Origin of the sequence: Photobacterium sp. DA100, assembly GCF_029223585.1 — a bacterium.
GTDB lineage: Bacteria > Pseudomonadota > Gammaproteobacteria > Enterobacterales > Vibrionaceae > Photobacterium.
Map to the genome: position 1 here is coordinate 266,870 of NZ_CP119424.1, position 14,882 is coordinate 281,751.

Consider the following 14,882-nt stretch of genomic DNA (forward strand, 5'->3'; position numbering starts at 1 on the left):
CGTTTAGAATCTTTTTCCTCGTTTTAGTACCCACCAGGGGGCCATGCTCGATTCTTCATGGCTGCGACGGACGACTTCATTGATCATGGCAAAAGCGGTGAGAAGGCGCATAATAAATTGATAAATAGGATAAATTGGCAGCCATACAGCCGCTTTCCAATCACTGCTTCGCTCAGACACCAAGCCGCAGTAAACAATAAAGAATAGCGATGAAAAGATGAGGTAAATACAGTACAGCAGCATGGAGAGGGCCAGCACAAAACCGAGCGGGTAAGCCAAGGTAATGTATATCGTATAGCCGGCAACTATGATGGGCAGCAGTACGTTTTGGATCACTCCGTATGCCAAGGTGAAAATGAAGTTGCCCCAGCCCAGCAATGACGGCGTCAATCCTTCGCTGTGCTTGCGAAGGAACAGAAAGAGGAGATCGCCGTCCCACCTCAAACGCTGCATGATCAGCCCTTTCAAGGTATCGGGTACGTCGGTATGACCAACTGCGTGGGGGGAAAATGCCAGGTTGTAATGGGGGTAGCGAACCTTATATTGTTTCAGGCGTGTGGTGAGATCGAGATCTTCGGCGGTATGGGTGTCCCATCCCCCGACTTGTTTGAGAATTTTTGTTCTGAAGGCTCCAAATGCCCCCGATATATTATTCAATACCCCCCAGTTTGCCATACCTGTCTTCCCGGCTTGCATAGATAACATGTATTCCAGCGCTTGCATACGTGTGAGGAGGTTCGCCGTATGGTTTCTGACCCGCAATGCGCCGCCGCAAGCGAGAGTGTGGGGCGAAGAAAATACCTGCGCCATGTTATAGGCCATATCGTTATCAAACGAGGTATCCCCATCGACGTTGATGACAAGTTGGCCCTTCGCCATGGCTAGCCCTGCGTTGAGGGTCGATACTCTCCCACCGCGCTGCCATTTAGGGATAACATAGATTCTTCGGTCTTTTTTGTGGCTATGGAATTGTTTACTGCGCATAGCGGCAAGGTAGGTGTCTTTATTCTGACTTGCTCCGTCAACGACTGCCAGTATTTCGATGGCTCCCGGATAAACTTGCTCAATTAAGGTATCGATTGTGATTTGAATGGCATCACCTTCGCCGTAGCAAGTAATGATAAAGCTGATACTGGGAAAATGACGAGGAGAGGGGCTGGGGGGCTGGGAAGCCCAGCGGAAAATCCCCGTTACAACCAGTAGATATAGCGGTAGTTCAACGATGATTAACATCGGAAACAGCAGCAGCCATACTTCATGGTTATCTCGCAGGACGAGAAATAGGTACTCAAAAATGTAGATGCTATCTTGCAGCATAAATGTTACCTACGGTTTCAGCGAGCCACACCTTGATGCCGTCGTTAATCCTAGGATCCGGTATTTTGAATGCGGAGACATGGAGAGTAAAAAGATCGTCTTCAATCAATTGGCTAAGTTTTTCTATTTTGCTTTGCAAGACTGGCATGGTTGATATCTTGGTTTTAGGCATCAAGACCAAGAGAAGATCTTGCTTGTACTGACAACATATGTCGGTATCGCGAAACAGGCCGTTGAGCCTGTTGGTAATTTGGTCTAACAGGGCAAACAATTTATTGTCCCCATAAAGGTTGCTGTATTTTTCCAGCCCGGGGAGATGCATGCTTAGTAGCAGGTGCTCTTCATCATGGCGTAAGGCGACCTTGTTTAGCCACAGTAGGATATTTTCAAAGTAACCGGCATCGACTTTGCCCTTGATTGACAGTTCCGGTGCCTGCAGCATTTTGCCATGTTGGTAGACATATTCACCGAGTTGCCCCAGTTTAAGTTGATAAATCTTTTGGACAATCAGTTCCGCTATTTCTGTTTGTGCCTCACAGCTGAGGCACTGACTGATAGTTTCTGCTTCCACGAACAAATGAGAGCACTTATGACAAATGTGGGTCTCTAATGGCCTGTCATAATCAACCCCGATATGGCGCAGTTGAGTTATACACTTTGGGCATTCTAGTTTTCCTTTACGTAGAAAACTTTGTTGGTCACCAACGTGTCCGCAGGTAAAGCAATGGAGAGAGGTCTGTACGTCGATGTCGATACTTTTGCAGCTAGGGCAGACTTCGACATAGTTAAGGTGGCCGCTATTGCATTGTTTGCACACTCTTATGCGGTCAATGAGGATGTCGTTTTCCAATATTTCTCGTTTAGCTTCGGCAAGAATAAACCGATAGCTCGAATTCAGCTCAGGGTAGAGAACCTCTATGATGGGGTAGCGATAGATTGATAGTGAATCGAGCAGCTTAACGGGTCTTACTCTGCGTTGCCGGTTAATGCCAAGCCAGCCAACCAGTGGCTCGATTTTCTCTAATTCTGGCAGTTTGCTGAGTTTGACCTTGGTGTTTTGCCAGTGCTCGAAGGCTGTTTGCTCATTGAATATCCCGTCAATCAAACAGTCACTGTATGGGTTACTATGCACGACGTACGTAGACCATGACCAGAATTTGGGATGGTTGAACATCGCAGTTAGCGTTTGGTTCTGCTCTTCGGGGACATCAAGGTTGATGCACAAGATACCGCCCCAAATATCAGGCAGGTCTTCCACTGTGCCAACAACGCCAACTTGCTCAAATAAAGTGGCCTCGGGGGCGTTATTTCCAAGCCAATATAAGCATTTGTCGGTAAATAGCATAGATCGGCCCCAATGGTTTGTAATTGGTATATAGAGGTCAAATCAACAACAGCTAATAACAAAAGATAGTGAACTTCAGAAAACTTGGTTTCCTAAACTTGCTACAAAACGAATGGCAAAATTGAGTCTGGTAACGGTTTCGCAGTTTGGACCTACACGCTTTTGTGAACCGTGATGTAGTGGCCCTGGAAGCCGACAATCCCCAAGCTTTTCAGTGCCTGATATTGAGGTTGGTGTTCAACCCGGGTTGCTATGGTCTTGATATTGCGATGATGCGCCGTCTGAATCAGTGCCCTGAGGGCATCGTGCTGAACTGCCTCGGTTGGCTGGCGGGTAAAATCGGTATCGATTTTGACATATTTGGGGTGGTATTGACGTAAGTAGCCAACCGATTCGAAATGGTGGCCGAAATGATCAATGCCATAGGTAAACTGGTGTTTGTCGAGGACCAGGCACAGCAGCCGGGTTTGAGCACTCTCTTCGAGAAAAGCGATCTCGGGCAATTCGAAAATAAGCTGCTGGCTGACGACAGGATGCTCGGCGAGGAAACTGTCGAGCCATTGGATAAATTCGGTATCTGCAATCGACGTCGGCGCGATGTTGATCGCCAGAAAAGTTTGGTGAAGTGACAGGTAATGAACTGCCTTTTGGATAATATGGCGATCCAACGGCGACGTCTGTCTGAGGGCATTGAGGGCCGGAATAAAGAGGTGGGCGGAATAGCAATGCTCTTGGTGCTTGAGTACCGCAAAGACTTCTTGGTGAAGGGGGTGGTGTTGGCTGTCTCTGACCGTTTGGAAGGACAGGGTAATGTGGTCACTGTCGATTGCGGTTTGGCACAGTTCGAGCCATTGCTGCTTACCCCATAGCAGATGCTCGGGTTGATGCATCTGTTGCAATGCCTGGTGTGGCGTTTGATTGCCTTGGTCTTCAGTTTTGGGGAGCGGGCCTTTTTGATGGCGAATAGCAGCCAATCGGCTAGGACTGTGTTGGGCCTTGGATAGCACATTATCGCACTGGGCCAGCAGCGCAGACACCGCCAGTGAGCTTCGGGTTTGTTTGGTGATAATACCACCACAAACGGGCTGGAGGCTCTTTGGGGAACACCTAGTTTGAATGTGGCTGAGCTGATCGAGCAGGCTCTGCAATGTACGGGTGATTTGTTCTTCGTCGATGGCATCAGCCTGCTCTGGCTGGATAATGATAAATTCACTGTGGCTCAGTCGCCCCAGTTTCGCATGGGCTGAGGCCGTACTTTTTAAGTGGTGCCCCACTTTTTCTGCGAGCTGGGCCGCCTGCGGAAAGTGCTTTTGGCTCCGCAGCCGGCTTATGGCCTCTAGTCTCACTATCACAATAGTCCCGGCGGTGTCTTGCTCTAGCCAGTCTTCCAGGTGGAGGAGCAGCCGCTTGCGGTTATTGAGCCCGGATTCCTGGTCTTGATACGCTTGTTTTCGGAGCAGATCGGCCTCTTGGGCTTGCTGGTTGAAGTGCTGTTCAATTTTGGTCGCCATTTGGTTGAAGGCATGGGTCAGCGGGATGAACTCCTTGGTCGATGGTGCGGGCAGTGGCTGGCCAAAGTGCTGGTCGGCAATGGCATGGGCTTTTTGCTGTAATTGGCGCAGTGGCTTTTTGACGAATCGATCCAGTAACAGCTTCAAGACCAGTACGCCGATAGCAAAGCCGATGATGAATGTACTCAGCAGTTGCCAGCTGCTTTGCCACAGCTTGCTGTATGCCAGCGTTGGATAACTGGTGACGGTAATTTTTCCATACTGGAGCCAGCTGCTGGTCAGGGTGTTTTGCCGGGTCACGGCAGGGATGTTGACCCATTGCCGAAACCAGTGCGGGACATCACTTGGCTGGGAGGGGGAGGACCGTTCGATAATGATATTGCCCTCCAGCAGCTGCAACGTGACTTTTTGGTACAGGCTGGCGTCGAAGATGGCGTCGATCACCGACTCGATGGCGACAGTATCATCCTGTTCGAGGTAGGGGGAGATGGCCAGCCCGACCGCATGGATGGCGTTATCAATTTCGAGGGTTTGCTGTTCAACCAAATAGCTGCGCGTGGTGGTAAACTGGCTAAAAGCGATCCCTGCCAGCAGTAGCAGGAATAGCAGGCTCAACCCTAACAATAGCTGGCGATGGAGTGACATTGTAACGCATTGCCTCCTACTTGCCCCAGATAGCGAAATTAAGCTAAAAACGCAGCCAGCCCAACCGGAGAATACATTGACCTCTTCCAGTGGAGTACACTCGTGCTGCCGATAAAGAAAACGATAAATGACTTATGTATTATAGGCAGCAGGACTCTTTGGTAGAAGCTTAGGGTATCGCTTGAAATGATGTCGTAGCGAGTTTGGGATCCTGCGGGATGCTTTGAGTATTTAGTCAGATATTGGCAGCCAAAAGAACGGTGAGAATACAATCTCACCGACGGAAATAGCCAAGCAATGAGGTCTTGAACTGATATTTATTTTGAAAACTTCTTCGTTTTTTAATTAATTAAATTAGAAAGTTAAAGAAAGCTGGGGTATTTGTCCTTATTGCTCGTGGATTAGAAATAATATTTCACTATTTATACAAGCCATAGGTTTCAGTTACCCGTTGATCCAGTTTGCTTTAAAGACTCGAAGGAGGTTTTCGCCCAAGAAACCACGTATTTCTTTTTCTTCCCAACCGTATTGTTCTTCCAGTACTTTGGCAACGCCCCAGGCGTCAATCGCAAATGCCATTTCTGTGATTGAAGCATAACCATTTTCAGGATTAAATTTGTCAGGATTGCGAATAGTAAAATTTAAGGTTTCTTCATAGGTATGGATGTAATCAGAGCCAAATCCCGTATGTAATCGACCGTTTTTTTCCGTCTCTTGCGAAATATGTTCTGCAATATAGTTGACCGATTTTGCAAGCGCTTCAGGCGAGGCGTCACCGTCTTTATTATGCCAACCGCCAAGGAAGTTAATCGCGACGACACCATCCGTTTTCGCAATTGCAACAATGGCCTCATCGCTAATGTTGCGGGTAATATTCACAAAGTGATCCGGATTTGAATGCGATGCTATAACCGGTTTGGTCGAGTACTTTGCGATATCAATACAGACTGCATTTGTATCCGGCACCCTTGTTTTAGTCTCGTAAATTTCGTTCATCTCACAAGCCAAATCATAGTGATCACATTTCTCTGTAATGCTTGCAAAGTTGCTATTAAACCTTGGCGTATAAATCCTTGTGATGGCGGAAATCACGACAGCCTAGGATGAGTGCCGCAAGGATCCAGAATTCCAAGCAGAACTGACTCGCCTCTGTAAACACTTCGTTGGCCGCCCTTGCCCTATCTTCCATACTGCGAACCTAACGGCGAAGTACGCCACGCAAATCTACCTCAAGCGTGAAGAAATCAACCATACTGGTGACCACATGATTAACCATTGGCTGGATGATTTGGTCAATACCGTCAATCAAGTCGGTGTGGGTGACGGCGCCGCCGATTTCTTGCTGGATAACGGCGAGGACGATCTTGAGCGTCTGCTCAATAACATCACTGCTGGGATCGATGCTGGCGCGGCGGTAAGTTTATCGGTCGCGGTGAGTGATACCTCGCAGCAAAATATCGTCGTTGAAAATATCGATCTCGCCTCGTTGGGGCTCGGTGCCGGCTCTTCATCAAACGATATCATCACAGTTGCCTTTGGCTAATGGTGTAGCTTAGATTTGCCCCTTTGGTGTTTAAGTAAATTCTTTTTCAGTCCTGTTGACGTAGCAATGCCATATTTTGCTAATATGGTTTGAAGCGCTAAACCCTACATACCTTTGGTAGTGTTTCAAGTTCATCTACTTCGATACCCTAATAGTTAGCATCCTGGGCGGTAAATTTATGGACAGGAGGGCTAGCTGATTGATAAAGGCAGTTGCCTTTCTAGACTGCGTTAGATAACCAATTACTTTTATGAAGGTGAGTAGGTAGTTTGAAAACTTCCCTTGTTGATGAATGTGTGGTCACTTGCAGAAGTGTTAAGCCTTTCAACTTTTAATCAATATTATCCATATTTTGTACGACATCAAATTACCAGTTACGATATGTGTAAAGTTGCTTATCATGATGATATATTGTCAGTTTAAAACTATAACGCCAAGGAAAAGGTTAAATTAATGAACAAAGTAATAGCTTTATGTGTTAGCGGTATATTTCTTTCTGGTTGTACGACAGCAAGATTAGCTGATAGTGTAGAGAAAAAAGCAATTAACTCTGACAAAGCCGTCATTGAATCTCATGATAAAAATAAAGAGTATAGTACTGCGATGCAGTTAATGTACCTTGGTACTCAAAAAGAACCTGATAGGCATAATAATCTTGATGAATTATCAAAAGATTATTATAAGAATATTGATACACACAATAGTGCTGTTTCTTTAGGGGCTGTTTTGGTCTGGACTCAGACATTATCGGTACTTGATACTGCATCTTTTTTCTTTGGTACATCAAAGTATGATAAATTGTTTGGTCATTACAAGGGGGATACTTTATTGTTTATTGAGCCATTCTCTAATCAAGAATCAACTGAGGATGCATATTTAAGAACAAATAATAAATTAAAATCAATAATTCAAGATGCATACACAGAAAATGAGTATGCCATTTTTGAGTATGAGGAAAGTGTTTTTGGTGATATCACTAAGTTTATTACAGTATGGAATAATGCAGATGATGACTGTAAAAATTATTTAGAGAGTGAGGATTTTACACCGTTATGGCTTGATGCACCCAAAGAGTATCGGGAATGCCATGTAAGAAAAGATGGCTTTATTTGGAATCCCAAAGTAATACATGGCACACTAGATATTGACGGTGTGCCTAAGGCAGATAACTATTTTGTTGTCTCTTATGTTGCGGGTAAGTCGCTCAAGGAAGCGGCAATAGCTTCAGGTTTAAGTGGTGTTTATAGTTATGAACCTGCATATACATGGCGCTCCCAAAGTAGCCTTGGCAAGAACTACTCTAATGATCCCGAGTTGGTTAAAGCTGATATTAATTTAGGCATCATCTCACCATTCCCATATTTAGTTAGAGTCGAAGATAATACTGTCATGATGTTTAAGGCAAATTAAAAAAAGCTAGATCTAATTTATTTAGATCTAGCTTAAAAATTTAGTTTGATCTTAAGTAGTAAAAACAAGGTTTTGATGTACATGTAGTAATTCATCGTTCGCTAAATTAGCATAGTCACTGACACGTTTCTGTTCAATTACGTTTTATCACCTCGTTAAAACCAGCGGCTATTGCTAGCAAGTAGCCGCCCCTTGTTGAGCGTGTCTAATAGTGCGCTCAACAAGGCGATAAGAACACGAATACAAAGGCGCGTGTTTATCTTCTGGGTATTGCCACGACTTTAGCAGAGCTGATTACAAAATGTACGCTAACTCCCATTGCTACCACATTTAGCCCTACAGAGTGTGATAAAACAAAAAGAACATAACAAAATTTTACTCCGTTATGTGGTCGGTATGCTCTTATCAATCCCAAGACAGAGACACCTATAACAGAGGATTATGATGGAGCGTACAAAAACACTACTCGCAGCCGTTCTTGCTACAGGCTGCCTTTCTTCCACTGCTTATGCTGACACTATTTTGCATGCCTTCAACTGGAAATACTCAGATATTACGGCTAATGCTGCTGAAATCGCCAACATTGGCTACAAAAAGGTTTTGGTTTCACCAACATTAAAATCATCAGGAACTGAGTGGTGGGCTCGATATCAGCCACAGGATATTCGGGTTATTGATTCTCCTCTGGGCAACAAAACAGATTTTCAAGCAATGATTGATACGCTTAAACAGCACGGCGTAGAAGTTTATGCCGATGTTGTACTGAACCACATGGCGAATGAAACCTGGAAGCGGGAAGACTTGAACTACCCGGGAGCAGAGGTACTCGCAGACTACGCAGCAAATAGCGAATATTATGCGAAACAGACCCTATTTGGCGACTTAAGCGAAAACATTTTCTCTGCAAATGACTTTCATCCTGAAGGGTGTATCTCTGACTGGGGAGACCCAGGTCATGTACAGTACTGGCGCCTTTGCGGGGGAGAAGGTGATCGCGGTTTGCCTGATCTTGACCCGAATAACTGGGTTGTATCGCAGCAGCGATTATACCTTCAGGCTCTGAAGCAGATGGGGGTAACTGGATTTAGAATTGACGCAGTAAAACACATGAGCCAGTACCAAATAGATCAAGTGTTTACCGCCGAAATTACTACTGGAATGCATGTGTTTGGTGAAGTCATTACCAGCGGTGGAGCCGGAGATTCAAGTTATGAGGTATTTTTGGAACCCTACCTCAATAATACCGATCATGCAGCCTATGATTTTCCTCTGTTTGCATCAATCCGTTCTGCGTTCTCTTATGATGGCAGCATGACAAAACTGCATGATCCACAAGCTTATGGCCAGGCACTGGATAACGCTAGAGCAGTCACTTTTACTATTACACATGACATTCCTACCAATGACGGTTTCCGTTATCAGATCATGGATCCTGAAGATGAAGCACTCGCTTATGCTTATATTCTTGGTAAAGATGGGGGAACGCCACTTATTTACAGTGATGAACTACCTGATAGCGAAGATAAAGACAATGGCCGTTGGGCAGATGTCTGGAATAAAACAGATATGAAAAACATGATTGCTTTCCATAATGCTATGCAGGGGCAAGGTATGACGGTACTGCACAGTGACCAGTGCCTAATTATTTTTAAACGTGGTAAGCAAGGCGTTGTCGGAATTAACAAGTGTGGCGAAGAACGCAGCCATACTGTCGATACGTATCAGCATGAATTCAACTGGTATCAGTCATATCAGGACACGCTTTCTGATGCGACTGAAACGGTAAGCTCTCGTTATCATACGTTCAGCATTCCTGCGCGCACGGCAAGAATGTATATGCTCTAAGCACAATGTGGCCTGATCTATCATGAACAGGATCATTTAGTTATAAGTAGACAGATTTGCTGTAGCCCGGTGAGTTTTCCCCGGGCCATTTCCGCAAGCTAAATCGTCGTGATCACATTTCTCTGAAATGCTCGCAAGGTTGCTATTCAACCTTGGCATATAAGTCTTTATGATGGCTGAGTGTACTCATTGAATAGGACAAGGAATGCCATGAAGAACTCGTTTGATCACGCTCTACCCAATGCTCAAGGTTATTTTGGTGAATATGGCGGCAGTTTTATTCCCGAAGAGCTGCAAAAAGTGATGGAGGAGATCACCGCAGCCTATGATGAGTGCCGTAAGGATCCCGCATTCCAAGCAGAACTGGCTCGCCTCTATAAACACTTTGTTGGCCGTCCTAGCCCTATCTTCCATGCCGAGAACCTATCGGCGAAGTACGGCGCGCCAATCTATCTCAAGCGTGAAGATCTCAACCATACCGGTGCCCACAAGATTAACCATTGCCTGGGTGAAGCCCTTGTGGCCAAGAAAATGGGCAAGAAGAAGCTTATTGCCGAAACCGGGGCTGGCCAGCACGGCGTGGCGCTGGCAACGGCTGCCGCGTTGGTTGGCTTGGAATGCGATATCTACATGGGTGAAGTGGATATCGCCAAGGAGCACCCGAATGTCGTTAGAATGCGCATCCTTGGTGCCAATGTGATCCCGGCAACCCATGGCCGTAAAACACTCAAAGAAGCCGTGGATGCTGCGTTTGAAGCTTACCTTAAAGATCCTATCAACCAGTTATATGCTATTGGCTCGGTGGTCGGCCCGCACCCGTTCCCAATGATGGTACGTGATTTTCAGTCGATTATCGGCAATGAAGCCCGCGTTCAATTTAAGGAGATGACCGGAAACCTGCCGAATAATCTGGTGGCCTGTGTCGGTGGTGGTTCTAATGCGATGGGGCTGTTTACCGCGTTCTTGGATGATCAGGATATTGCCATTCACGGGGTAGAGCCCGCAGGACGCTCATTAACCGAAGTCGGCGAACATGCCGCGACGTTGTCGCTGGGTGAACCCGGTATCATGCATGGCTTTAAGTCTTACATGTTAAAAGACGAGCAGGGCGAACCGCAGGAAGTGTATTCGGTTGCCAGTGGTTTGGATTACCCATCGGTGGGGCCGCAGCACAGTTACCTGAAAGATATCGGCCGGGTTAGCTACGGCACAGCGAATGATCAGGAAGCGATTGATGCTTTCTTCGAGCTATCACGATGCGAAGGTATTATTCCGGCAATCGAATCGGCCCATGCCCTGGCGTACGCCCTGAAGCTGGCCAAGCAAGGTGAAACAGGCTCAATTCTGATTAACCTTTCTGGGCGCGGGGATAAGGATATCGATTTTGTGGTGGAGAACTACGGTAAAGAATACGGTATCGAATCATTGATTTAATTCGAGTCGAGGCTAAGCCAGCGGGTTTTAGTTCCGCTGGTTTTCTTGGTGCCTATCGCTCATCGCCCATGTCATTGTAATTGTCTCACTTTTCAGAACACTGATTACTACCCGTCAGTCAGCGTTTATTGACCTTAAAACGGCTATTTTTAATAGAGTTTTGCTAGGGTTAATAAAAGTTTTGCAAATGTTAAGGATATAACAATATGGAAATGGATTGGGTCAATGGCATTTTGAGGTTTGATTCCTTTTTTGCCGTCACCATCGGGATACTGGTGCTGTTTATTGGCCGACAGCTTAATAATGTGTTCAAGCCACTCAAAGAGTTCAGTATTCCAGAGCCGGTCACGGGCGGTATTTTGTTTTCGGTGATCATCGCGATTGTTTACAGCGTGTCGGATATCGCCATTGAATTTGATCTGGTCGCGCGTGATGTGCTTTTGGTGTACTTCTTTACCACCATTGGGATCAATGCGAGCTTGAAAGATTTGCTCAAGGGGGGCTTGCCCTTGGTGATCCTGTTGGCGATCACCATAGCTTATATGATGGTGCAAAACTTCACGGGGATAGGCGTGGCCAAAGCCTTTGGCCTTGAGAGCCCGGTTGGTATGCTGGGAGGCAGTGTTTCACTCATTGGCGGCCATGGTACCGCTATTGCTTGGGCTCCCCGTATATCGGAAGGCTACGGCATCAGCAATGCGATGGAGATAGGGGTCGCCTGTGCCACCTTTGGTCTCATCCTGGCAAGCTTGATGGGCGGTCCCATTGCTAAGTTTCTCATCGCCCGCCATGATCTCAAGCCAGAGAAAAAAGAAGCGTTGGATGTGGGGGTTGCGGATGAGGAGTCAAATGGCCACATCTCGGGCTTCGATTTCCTCGATGCCATTTTATCCATTCATGTTTGTGTCATTCTTGGTTATATCCTCAATGAATCAATTGCCGAAATGGGCTTGCAATTACCGCTGTTCGTCACCTGTTTGTTCGCTGGTATTGTGATGACCAATATTGTGCACAATATCGGTTTCCGACGTATTACAGGCACGAGCTGGCCAGCGAGAAAACCTGCGATAGCGCTGATTGCCGATATTGCTTTGGGCACTTTCTTGGCGATGTCGTTGATGAGTATGCAGCTATGGACACTGATTGACTTGGCGGGGCCTATTTTCGCTATTCTTACCGCGCAGTTCATCGTTGCGGTGCTGATCAATATCTTCGTGGTGTTCCCGGCGATGGGGAAAAACTACGATGCGGCGGTTATCTGCTCCGGTTTCGGAGGAATTTCACTGGGCTCCACGCCGACGGCGATGGCCAATATGTCTGCGGTCTCCCAGCGCTACGGTAACTCCCATTTGGCCTTCATTATTGTGCCATTGGTGTGTGCGTTCTTTATCGACCTGGTCAATGCCTTGATGATCCCGTACTTCCTGGCGAATTTCTAATAGCACTGTGTGTTCATCGCATAGCTGGCTTTCCTCTCCCCTCTCCATCAGTCGCAGTGCTGGCTTATGGAGGAGGAGATTTAGCCGGCGCTCTTCGCTAGATGAATTTCAACTTCTTCAGAATGATGATCTCAATCGCCACGATAAGGATTAGGCCGAGACAAAACAGAGGGAATGCCAGCGGGTCCTCAACCCCTGGTATTCCTCCTATATTGACACCAAGCAACCCGGTGAAAAATCCAGCGGGGAGAAATAGGCCAGCAATGACAGAGAACAAATAGGTATTCCTGTTCATCGTTTCTGCTTGTCGCTGGTTGATATTGGCAAAGTAGAGATTGACCTGGTCGATATAGAACTCGATAGATTCGTTCATTCTCACGATGGTATCTAGGCAGTTTTTGAAATGGTTCTTGTGTCCGGTCAATACCTCTATCTCAGCTTGTATAAGATCTTCAAGTACATAGCGCTGGGGCTTGAGGTATCGGCGAAGTCGCAGCAGGCGGGAATATATCGCATTGAGTTCTTTGGGATCAGCCTTGACGTTGTGATCCATTTCGTTGAGCGTATCTTCCACGGGGGAGAGAAAACCTGAGATGATCCCGTTGATGCTGTTTGCCATTGCTTGCAGCAAGTCCGGTAAGTTAAGCGGCCCGATACCTTGTTCCAGTTGGTTGATGATTTTCGTGACGGCTCGCGAAGGTACCTTCCGTGTTGAGATAAGGGCACCTTTGAACCAGAGAATACGTAGGCTAAGCATATCGTCGGGCTCAGCCCCTTGGTTGAGGTTGATGCCGCGCAATATCACCAAAAAACAATCGTCGCTGTACTTTTCGAATCGCGGACGTGTGTCATCGGCGAGCAGGGAGTCAACAACGGCCTCAGGGATCTGATTAGCGAGCAGCCAGTCCTTCAGTCCTGCGGCATCTCGCTGGCAGTGATACCAGTTTTCGGCGAGGAGTTTTTGTACCTCCGGTGGGTTTTGCCTTGCTGCGCCGGATGAAAAGTCCCAGCTAGAAATAACAAATCCTTTCATCACACACATCCCTTTTTTGGTTTGATGTGTAATTAATTCATTAGAAAACGGTATCTTGCAATATTTTTGTTAAGGATTGCTAGCTGTGTCATCGCAATTTTTCATTGTGATTACGTAATTCCAAAATTCTCATCTATATTTCAAGCTATTGAGGTATAGGGGAAATTTTCTATGCATGCCATGTTGGCTAGGGGATTGTCTTCGTGTTACGAAGCCTTGTTGTCAGGAGCCTTGTTAGCCGCCCTTGCCGCTCCCTGCCAAGTGACGGCAGAAGAGGGGGGGAGTGGTCACTATCTGCCCGGTACATTGTCATCGAGGATCAATCAAATTCCACCCAGTAAATCACTCAATGTGTATATGGATCTGAGCGGGTTTGACGGCAGCACTCAGAGTGAACTGAGTGTTCCCTTGGCGGGTTTGGCGGTAAACGATCTGAGTATTACCACCCAGACTTATTCGATGAACCTTGTTTGGAATCCGGGGATTCGATTAAAAGGCGGGTGGCAATATGCCATGGCAATTGCGTTGCCATATAGTTCAGTGGAAGTCTCTGCCAGCCAAGAACATAATGCGCAAGGGCATCGCCTGCGAGACAGGGACAGTGGCCTTGGCGATATCATGATTGCCCCCTTGATGTTGGCTTACTCTTTGTCTGAATATTGGCTAACGGAACTACATTTCAACCTTTATGCCCCGACCGGTAATTTTGAACCCGGTAAATTGGCCAATGTCGGTAAAAATTACTGGAGCGTTTCACCTGTTGCCTGGCTTCAGTATATTGAGCCGGTCACCGGACAAGAGTTTACTGTGTCAGGCGGAATCGATTGGAACACCAAAAATGAGGATACCGACTATCAGACGGGTACCCAGATGCATGTTGACTCGACGCTGATCCAATATATTCCTCTGTTGTGGGGCTTCACCGGGATCGGCTTGTCAGGTTACTGGTATCAACAGCTCAGCTCGGACTCTGGTAGTGGGGCCGTATCGGGAGACTTCAAAGCAAAGGCTGTCGGCCTGGGGCCGGTTATTAGTTATCGGGCAACCTGGTCTGGGCGGCCGATTCGGGCGGAATTAAAGTGGATCAATGAGCTGGAGGTTCGTAATCGTGCAGAGGGGGACCGGCTCTCTTTCAAGCTGTCAGCCCAGTTTTAGCTGTGTGATTTCAGTCGGATTCCGATTCCTACCAGGCATGGAACAGGAACATAAACTTTATGTGCCACATGAAACCCGTACTCTTGCTATCGATGTGTGATCGGCTGATCCCAAGGGCTCAATCCGACAATATTGCTTACTGAAGTGGCCTATCAACCTCATAGAAAGACGTATATGCACGAGCTATACCCTATAGGGATCTAAG

The 14,882-nt window shown here is 46.7% G+C and carries 10 protein-coding genes and 1 pseudogene; 6 read left to right on the forward strand and 5 right to left on the reverse strand.

The window, feature by feature from the left end; genetic code table 11:
- Window positions 1–3: 3 nt before the first annotated feature.
- The 4 genes from PTW35_RS18930 to PTW35_RS18945 form a co-directional block, all read right to left on the reverse strand.
- Window positions 4–1,317: a glycosyltransferase gene (locus PTW35_RS18930; protein ID WP_281028508.1), complete on the reverse strand. Its 1,314-nt coding sequence runs from the start codon at window positions 1,315–1,317 to the stop codon at window positions 4–6.
- On the reverse strand, window positions 1,304–2,662 hold the full coding sequence (locus PTW35_RS18935) for a diguanylate cyclase (protein WP_281028509.1): 1,359 nt from the start codon (window positions 2,660–2,662) through the stop codon (window positions 1,304–1,306). The genes PTW35_RS18930 and PTW35_RS18935 overlap by 14 nt, the downstream gene beginning before the upstream one ends.
- A 152-nt stretch (window positions 2,663–2,814) precedes the next feature.
- Window positions 2,815–4,818, reverse strand: a complete 2,004-nt coding sequence (locus PTW35_RS18940) for an EAL domain-containing protein (protein ID WP_281028510.1) — start codon at window positions 4,816–4,818, stop codon at window positions 2,815–2,817.
- Between the two features lie 444 nt (window positions 4,819–5,262).
- Window positions 5,263–5,814, reverse strand: coding sequence for a membrane dipeptidase (locus PTW35_RS18945; protein WP_281028511.1), 552 nt, complete (start codon window positions 5,812–5,814; stop codon window positions 5,263–5,265).
- Between the two features lie 79 nt (window positions 5,815–5,893).
- Here PTW35_RS18945 and PTW35_RS18950 point away from each other — a divergent pair.
- From PTW35_RS18950 to gltS, 5 genes and pseudogenes are all read left to right on the forward strand, one after another.
- Window positions 5,894–6,112 (forward strand): annotated as a pseudogene (locus PTW35_RS18950) (tryptophan synthase subunit beta); the annotation flags it as partial.
- Between the two features lie 702 nt (window positions 6,113–6,814).
- A complete protein-coding gene (locus PTW35_RS18955) occupies window positions 6,815–7,771 on the forward strand; it encodes a hypothetical protein (RefSeq protein ID WP_281028512.1) in 957 nt (318 codons plus the stop codon).
- Window positions 7,772–8,215: 444 nt separating this feature from the next.
- Window positions 8,216–9,616: an alpha-amylase family protein gene (locus PTW35_RS18960; RefSeq protein ID WP_281029101.1), complete on the forward strand. Its 1,401-nt coding sequence runs from the start codon at window positions 8,216–8,218 to the stop codon at window positions 9,614–9,616.
- A gap of 210 nt (window positions 9,617–9,826) precedes the next feature.
- Window positions 9,827–11,050 carry a tryptophan synthase subunit beta gene (gene trpB / locus PTW35_RS18965; RefSeq protein WP_281028513.1) on the forward strand — a complete coding sequence of 408 codons (1,224 nt, stop codon included), beginning with the start codon at window positions 9,827–9,829 and terminating at the stop codon, window positions 11,048–11,050.
- Between the two features lie 212 nt (window positions 11,051–11,262).
- Window positions 11,263–12,489: a sodium/glutamate symporter gene (gltS, locus tag PTW35_RS18970; protein WP_281029102.1), complete on the forward strand. Its 1,227-nt coding sequence runs from the start codon at window positions 11,263–11,265 to the stop codon at window positions 12,487–12,489.
- A 97-nt stretch (window positions 12,490–12,586) separates the two neighbouring features.
- On the opposite strand, the gene PTW35_RS18975 is transcribed toward gltS, so the two are convergent.
- On the reverse strand, window positions 12,587–13,522 hold the full coding sequence (locus PTW35_RS18975; protein WP_281028514.1) for a CorA family divalent cation transporter: 936 nt from the start codon (window positions 13,520–13,522) through the stop codon (window positions 12,587–12,589).
- 171 nt (window positions 13,523–13,693) lie between these two features.
- Here PTW35_RS18975 and PTW35_RS18980 point away from each other — a divergent pair, with 171 nt between their 5' ends.
- Window positions 13,694–14,677, forward strand: a complete 984-nt coding sequence (locus PTW35_RS18980; protein WP_281028515.1) for a transporter — start codon at window positions 13,694–13,696, stop codon at window positions 14,675–14,677.
- Window positions 14,678–14,882: the final 205 nt, after the last annotated feature.